Source organism: Rhodococcus sp. LB1, from assembly GCF_001583455.1.
Taxonomy (GTDB): domain Bacteria; phylum Actinomycetota; class Actinomycetes; order Mycobacteriales; family Mycobacteriaceae; genus Rhodococcus_F; species Rhodococcus_F opacus.
Genome location: NZ_LTCZ01000049.1, coordinates 1 through 7,085 on the forward strand (window position 1 = coordinate 1; position 7,085 = coordinate 7,085).

Sequence of the window (7,085 nt, forward strand, 5' to 3'; positions counted from 1 at the left end):
TCGGCGGGATCTCCCGCCGACTACCCCGACGTCAGATTGAAGTCATCAAGGAGCGAGGCGGTCACCGCATCCCGAGCCCACCCGTCAACGTCGAGTGGTGCGGAGCGCACCACCGTCAGAGCCGGTGCTGTTCGTCCGTCGATCAGCATCAGCGCGAGTTCGTTTCGTCCGTGTCGGCACTCGTAGCGAAGCCCGTGCGCCGCAGGGGTGTTGGTCAGAATGTCGGTTGCGGTCCGACGAGTCTGCCCGTAGTCCCGCCAGGTGCACGCCGTCAGGGAGGCATCCTGGCCGAGTCGGATCAGGTTCCGCTGCCCGTCCAGGATTGCGATGTCGATGTCGTCGTCCAGTACGAGTTGCGTCAAGGACTTGTCCGCCAAGAGTCGCTTTCGGATGATCAGGTCCGGTGGGATGTCCTGGCCACGCAGAATGCCTTCGGCGACCACCGCACCCACCGACAATCCGAGATACAGGTAGCCGCCCAGCGCGGCCCCGTCCGGGCACACCGCTGGGTCGTGGACCGGCTCGAACCGTCCCTGCGCCGGAATTGCGGTCGTGCGGGTATCGAGGGTGCGTGCATCGACCCAGGGTGCGATGTTGCTGCGGTTGAACGCATTCGGAGGATATGCCGATGACGTCCAGTGCACCCGCCACACCGGTGTTCCCGCCGCGAGGGTGTCGATGTTCGCCGGATTGCCGTTGTAGGCCCCCACTCTCCTACATTCCCTGCTCGGCGACGCTGATCATGTTGTCGACGGCGATCTCGGTCAGATCGCCGTCCTCGAGGTCCTGCAATGGGGTTCGGCCGTCGAGGATGTCGGAGGGGGTGCGCCACCAGGACGTGACCCCCCACGGATCCTCGGCTGCCCCCAACTTGCTGTTCGCGTACGCCACGATCGGCCACACCCGGTGGTGCACCGTATCGAACTGGAACGCCGGGTAGTGATAGTCGGGGCGGCGCCCCAACGGCAAACCGAGCAACACGCCCTCGTCCCGCAACTTCTTCACCAGGGTCCGCGATTCTCCCGCCCGCGGTGCCAGCACCCGGCCGGCCTCCCCTGCCTTGAGGGTGGCCACCTGCTCGAGCAACGACTGCCGCCGCTCCGCCGCCGCCTCCGCGAGGTCCCCGGCACGAGTTCGCACTGGGTCGGCGAACGCCTCATCGAGAATCAGCTTCGCGATTAGCGCCCACTCGCCTCGCGGCGCGTTCCGGGTCACGTACTCCACGAACTCGCCGGCCACCTCCGCGTCACGGCGCGCACTGGTGCGGTAGGCGGCGGCGCTGAGCCGGTGACCACGCCCGGCAACAACCCGCGGTCCACCCCCGCTTTTCGCGGCTGGCGCCTTGATCACCTTCCGGCGTGTTCGATTCTCCGGCATCCCACACCTCCGATACGTGAAGTACGTACATCTAATCGTACTCCACGTACATCTTGGGCGACAGCCCGCCCTGGGACGGTTCGAGCTCCTTCCCGTCATGCACGCCACAGCTGTCTCGGTGGGGCGACACGGGATCGCGATGCCAGATTGCCCGCCCTCGATCTTTTCGGTGCTGATCGCGGTGTGCGACCCGCAGATGCTCCAGTGGATCGCCGGCCCCGACGCCGCCCCCACAGTCGTGTGACCACGAGCTCCCCCGCCCGGGCGAGACGAGTGACCTGCCGGCCGGTCACGCCCAGCTCGGCGGCCGCCGCCGACACCGATACTTCACTCGTGCATAAAGTAGGTCCCACCTGCGACCATATAACGCAATAAGGTCAGTTCAGATGGCACGCGAAATGGTTGGCGAACTTCGCTGGGGCGTTCTCGCTACGGCGCGCCGACGGCGGTCGCCGATCGTTCGGCTTCTCCGACTCGCTGGGTCCACAGTTTCGGTCGCTCATGGTGACCGGTTGACCCGACAGCGAGAGTTGAAACGAAAAGCCCAGCTCGGGCCGCCGCAGTGCCGCGGCACTGTGACGAGTGCCCGGCGGCTCCGCCCAACCCAGCCCGCACGCCCACTGGCACCGCACGGTCCTGGATTTCGGCGAGGCTGGTGGCACCCCGGTTCGCGTGTTCGGAGCGATATCCTGGGAGGACGTTTTCGCGAGGTGAGCGCCGTGTTGCATTGTCAGAGGTGTCGCGGATCGGGTGAATCGGCGTAACCGATGGACGATGCCGATCCGTACGAGACGCAACGCGAAGTGGACGCTTCAGTCACAGCTGAGCTAGAAGCCGCCGGGCTCGAAGACGCCCAGGAAATCGGCCGCGGAGGCTTCGGTGTCGTCTACCGGTGTATCCAGACTGAGCTGGACCGAACGGTGGCCGTGAAGGTCCTCACCGCCGACCTGGAAGCGGAGAACCGGGCACGGTTCTTCCGGGAACAGCAGGCGATGGGCCGGTTGACCGGTCACCCGAACATCGTCCCAGTCCTGCAGGTCGGTGCCACTGGCACCTGGCGCCCATACATCGTGATGCCCTATCACCCGCAGGACTCCTTGCAGATGCGGATCCGAGACCACGGTCCCCTGCCGTTGGGCGAAGTGCTGCGGCTCGGAGTGAAGCTGGCCGGTGCGGTGGAGACCGCGCACAGGCTCGGGATTCTGCATCGCGACGTCAAGCCGGCGAACATCCTGCTCACCGACTATGGCGAACCCACTTTGACCGACTTCGGTATCGCGCACGTCTCGGGAGGATTCGAGACTGCCACCGGCGCCGTGACCGGCTCACCGGCTTTTACCGCACCCGAGGTGATAGCCGGCGATCCGCCGACCTCCAGTTCGGATATCTACGGGCTCGGGGCAACGTTGTTCTGCGCGCTCACCGGCCATGCCGCGTTCGAACGGCGCAGCGGTGAGCAGTTGGTGGCCCAGTTCGTGAGGATCACATCACAGCCGGTGCCGAATCTGCGGGAGCAGGGGGTTCCCGACGATGTGTCCGCGGTGCTCGCACGGGCGATGTCCCGTACACCCGGTCAGCGTCCGGCTACCGCTGCCGACTTCGGGGAGGAATTGCGACGGCTTCAATATCACCACGGCTTTCCGGTCGACGAGATGGCCATCCGCGCGGATCCCGATGCAGAGGTGGATACGAAGGTCCGTGACCCGAGACCGGTGTCGCGCGGCCGACGGCGGTCAGGGGCGCCCCCCACGCTGGGTGGGACAGGAAGTCTGCCCCTGGAACTGACCAGTTTCATCGGCCGCCGACACGAACTCACCGAAACCAAGAATCTGCTGACTGGCTCCCGGCTCGTGACACTGACGGGGATCGGTGGGGTGGGGAAGACGCGCCTGGCACTGCAGGTGGCGGCAAATGTACAACGCAACTACGCCGACGGTGCGTGGCTGGTCGAGTTGGGCGAGCTCCGTGACGAGTCGTTGCTGGTCGATGCGGTGGCCGGCGCGTTGAGGGTGCAGGACCACTCCGCGAGGCCGTTGCGTGAAGTCCTGGTGCAGTTCCTGGCGACGCGGCAGCTACTTCTGCTGTTCGACAACTGCGAACATGTCGTGGACGCGGCGGCGGAACTGTCCGAGATCCTCCTGCGGGTGTGTCCTCGGCTGCGGATCCTCGCCACCAGTCGTGAACCGCTCGACATCCGAGGGGAAGTGGTGCTCCGGGTCCCGCCGCTGGGCGTCCCCGATCCCGAGCGGAAGCCGACGTTGCGGGGGTTGCCCAAATACGATGCGGTGACGTTATTCGCCGACCGCGCCGCTGCCGCGGTTCCCGGATTCGAGCTCACCGACGAGAACGCGGTGACGGTGGCGGAGATCTGCCATCGCCTCGACGGGTTGCCGTTGCCGATCGAGTTGGCCGCGGCCCGGTTGCGGGCGATGTCGCCGGAGCAGATCCTCGAGCGGCTGACCGACCGATTCACTCTGTTGACTCGCGGCAGTCGGGGTACGCCGACGCGGCAACAGACTCTGCGGTTAAGTATCGACTGGAGCTTCGAGTTGTGTACCGCCCGAGAACAACTGGTGTGGGGACAGGTGGCGGTGTTCGCGGGAAGCTTCGAACTCGATGCGGCAGAGCAGGTGTGTGGCGCCGACCTTGACCCGGATGAACTGTTGGACACGTTGACGTCGCTGGTGGAGAAGTCGATTCTGATCCGGGAGGAACGCGGGTCGGTGGTGCGTTTCCGGATGCTCGAAACCATCCGGGCATACGGTCGGGAGAAACTCGAGTACACCGGCGACTACCTGTCCCTTCGGCGCAGGCACCGGGAATGGTGCGAGGGACTGGCACTCGACGCGGAAGCCGATTGGATCAGCGCACGACAACTCGACTGGATCGAGAGGCTCAAACGCGAGCAACCGAACATCCGGGAAGCGCTCGAGTTCAGTGTCTCCGACAACCCGACCGTCGGGCTGCGCGTGGTGGCCGCACTGTTCTTGTTCTGGAGCTCACAAGGTCTCTACAGTGAGGGGCGACTCTGGCTCGACCGCCTGCTGCCCCATCAGGCCGGCCCACCCACCCTTGCGTGGATCAAGGCGTTGTACTGCGCGAACATGCTCGCCGACGTTCAGGGGGATCTCCAAGCAGGGTCGGCACTGGTGGCGCAAGGGCGCACGCTCACCGCGCAGACCAGCGACCCCGGGATGCATGCACTCATGGCGCACGCCGAGGGCATCTTGGCTCTCTACAGCGGTGATCCCGCTAGTGCGTGCGCCCACCTCAGAAGCCCCCTCCCCGTGCTCGACAGCCGAGAGGACCGGGCCCCGCGCACGGATGCTCTGTACTTGCTGGGGGTGTACCTGTTGGGGGTGGCATACGGACTGCGAGGCGAGACCGAGCACGCGGTCGAGTGTCACGAGCGCGTGCTTACGATCACGGAAGCGTGTGGCGAACTCATGTATCGGTCGTACTCCCTGTGGAGCATGGCCATTGTCGTCTGGCAGCAGGGCGATTCCGGTCGTGCATCAAGACTTCTCGAACAGGCGTTGCCGCTGACCCGGAAGGTACACAACCCCCGCATCACCTCCTTGTGTCTCGAGGCACTGGCCTGGATCGCGTCACAGACACATAAGACACGCCGTGCAGCGATCTTGCTGGGGTCCGCTGAGGAGTTGGGCGCGTCGGTGGGCAGCGGCGCCGCCGCATTCCCCGGCATGCTCGCCTACCACGAGGAATGCCAGCAGAATACTCGTCGATCGCTCGGCGACAAGGAATTCGAGGCGAGACGTCGCGACGGACAACGCCTGGGTTTCGACGCGGCCATCGCCTATGCCCTCGACGAGATACCCTTCACCACCTCCACACCCGTCGCTCACGCCTCGGTGCGACTGACCAAACGGGAACGCCAAGTCGCCGACTTGGTCGCCGCGGGCATGACCAACAAGGCCATCGCCGGAAAGCTCGTGATCGCAGAACGCACCGCTCAAGGCCACGTGGAGCACATCCTGACAAAACTCGGATTCACCTCTCGGGCCCAGATTGCCGTCTGGGTCGTGGAGGGGACACACGAATGAGCGCAACCGGCATATCCGCTCACAGTGACACATTCACTTCGACCATGCTGCGCACCGGGGCTGATCACCGCACATCCCGCGACCTGTGATCAGTTGGGAGTCTGTATCGCCCTTACCGGTGCCGATGGTGCGGATTACTGTTGCGCCGGTGAGAAAAGCGTCTCGACTTCGAGATCCCTCCTACGAAGGCGGTCGCGGACAGCGGACCGCCGCAGGCGAGCCGCGATAGGTGCCGTCGTAATCCTGGATCATTGAACAGCTGTGTCCGAGGTGCTGGAGCAGGTGGGCGTTGACCTGCTCCCACTCCTCCATGTTGACCATGTGTCCGCTCCGGGGCAGGACGACGCGGCGCGCAGCTGCGATGCGGTCGGCGAGCAACAGACCGATGTCCTTGTAACCATCGACGTCGCGGTCTCCGTTGATGATCAGGGTCGGAGTGTCGATCAGCGGTAGTTTCTCGGTGACATCCGGGAGCGGCTGCGGAATGGACAACCCGCGCCAGTGCAGACCTTCGTAGTCCACGATCATGCGGCGGACCGCGTCGGCTGCCTCCGGAAAGGATTGTAGGGACGCGAACAACGGATGGGCGAGCCAGAAGTTCTTCGCGGACTGCACGCCGTGACTGCGGGCGTGGGCCTCCGCCTCGTCCGGCGGGCGGGGTGCATTCCATTCGAAGCTCGCCAACCCTGCCGACATGAGCACGAGGCGATCGACTCGGTGGGGATGATGTGCGGCGGCCGCGAGGGCGATGTTTGCGCCGAGGGACAGGCCGATCACGTGTGCCTTGCCGATGCCCTTGGCATCGAGTACGGCGATCAGGTCGTCGAGGTGCGACACGGTGGGACACGCGCTCGATGACTGACCGAATCCGCGCAAGTCGTATGCGATCACACGATGGCGTGCGGACAGAGCGTCCACCTGCCGGCCCCACATCCTGCGATCGAGCGAGAATCCGTGCAGGAGCACAACAGCGGTACCGTCGCCCACTTCTTCGCCGCGGATTGTTCCGTGATCGACTGGGATGGTGAAGGCCGTCATCGGCGGTCCTCGGCACCCAAGGGCGGCCTGAAGGTCGCCAGCGCGGTCGCGAGCATCTCGTAGTAGCCGACCAGCCACACCAGGGCGGCAAGGCGATCGTGGCCGAGCAGGTTCGTCGCATTGGTGTAGAGGTTGTCGTCGAGTCCGCGGTCGAGCACCAGCCGCCGAACAGTGACGACGATGGCTTCCTCGGGTGGAGTGAGGCCGAGCGGCACCTCGCCGTCGAGCAACTGTTGAAGTTGACGGCTCGTCAACCCGGCGGCACGGGCTGCGTTTTCGTGGGCGAGCCATTCGAATTCCGACGCGCGACATGCAGCGACCGTGAGGATGGCCAGCTCACGATCACGGCTGGTGAAGGTGTCGTCGAAGCGCAAGGCCGCACCGAGTGCTTGAACTACGGATCCGAGGCGTGTGTGCAGCAACATCAACCCGAAGGGGCCCAGCAGCCGGCCCTCGGGATCGGTCAACGGAACCTGGGAGGTCTGCGTCCGCCGGGGCCCCCCGGTGATCGTGGTGTACAGCAGCTTCTGGTCTGCGGTCAGCTCGTCGGGTGCGAGCAGGGCGACTCGTGGGGTACCGGCCGGGCCGGGGCGGCCCCGTAGCTCG

Annotated in this window: 6 protein-coding genes; 2 read left to right on the forward strand and 4 right to left on the reverse strand. The window is 65.4% G+C overall.

Annotated features, from left to right (window positions below; translation table 11 throughout):
- Positions 1–20: 20 nt before the first annotated feature.
- Together AZG88_RS09425 and AZG88_RS09430 are read right to left on the reverse strand one after the other, a co-directional pair.
- Complete coding sequence (locus AZG88_RS09425; protein ID WP_231913909.1) at positions 21–710, reverse strand: hypothetical protein; 690 nt, start codon at positions 708–710, stop codon at positions 21–23.
- A 4-nt stretch (positions 711–714) separates the two neighbouring features.
- A complete protein-coding gene (locus tag AZG88_RS09430; protein ID WP_061697552.1) occupies positions 715–1,377 on the reverse strand; it encodes a hypothetical protein in 663 nt (220 codons plus the stop codon).
- A 97-nt stretch (positions 1,378–1,474) separates the two neighbouring features.
- On the opposite strand from AZG88_RS09430, the gene AZG88_RS53470 reads away from it, so the two are divergent.
- Together AZG88_RS53470 and AZG88_RS09440 are read left to right on the forward strand one after the other, a co-directional pair.
- Complete coding sequence (locus AZG88_RS53470; protein ID WP_156517455.1) at positions 1,475–1,621, forward strand: hypothetical protein; 147 nt, start codon at positions 1,475–1,477, stop codon at positions 1,619–1,621.
- A 523-nt stretch (positions 1,622–2,144) separates the two neighbouring features.
- Positions 2,145–5,441, forward strand: a complete 3,297-nt coding sequence (locus AZG88_RS09440; RefSeq protein WP_061697554.1) for a protein kinase domain-containing protein — start codon at positions 2,145–2,147, stop codon at positions 5,439–5,441.
- A 180-nt stretch (positions 5,442–5,621) separates the two neighbouring features.
- Here AZG88_RS09440 and AZG88_RS09445 read toward each other — a convergent pair whose 3' ends face one another.
- Positions 5,622–6,479 (reverse strand): alpha/beta fold hydrolase, encoded by an 858-nt coding sequence (locus tag AZG88_RS09445; protein ID WP_061697555.1) that lies wholly within the window; start codon positions 6,477–6,479, stop codon positions 5,622–5,624.
- A partial coding sequence (locus AZG88_RS09450) for a carboxymuconolactone decarboxylase family protein (RefSeq protein ID WP_061697556.1) occupies positions 6,476–7,085 on the reverse strand: 610 nt, incomplete at its 5' end. The genes AZG88_RS09450 and AZG88_RS09445, both read right to left, overlap by 4 nt.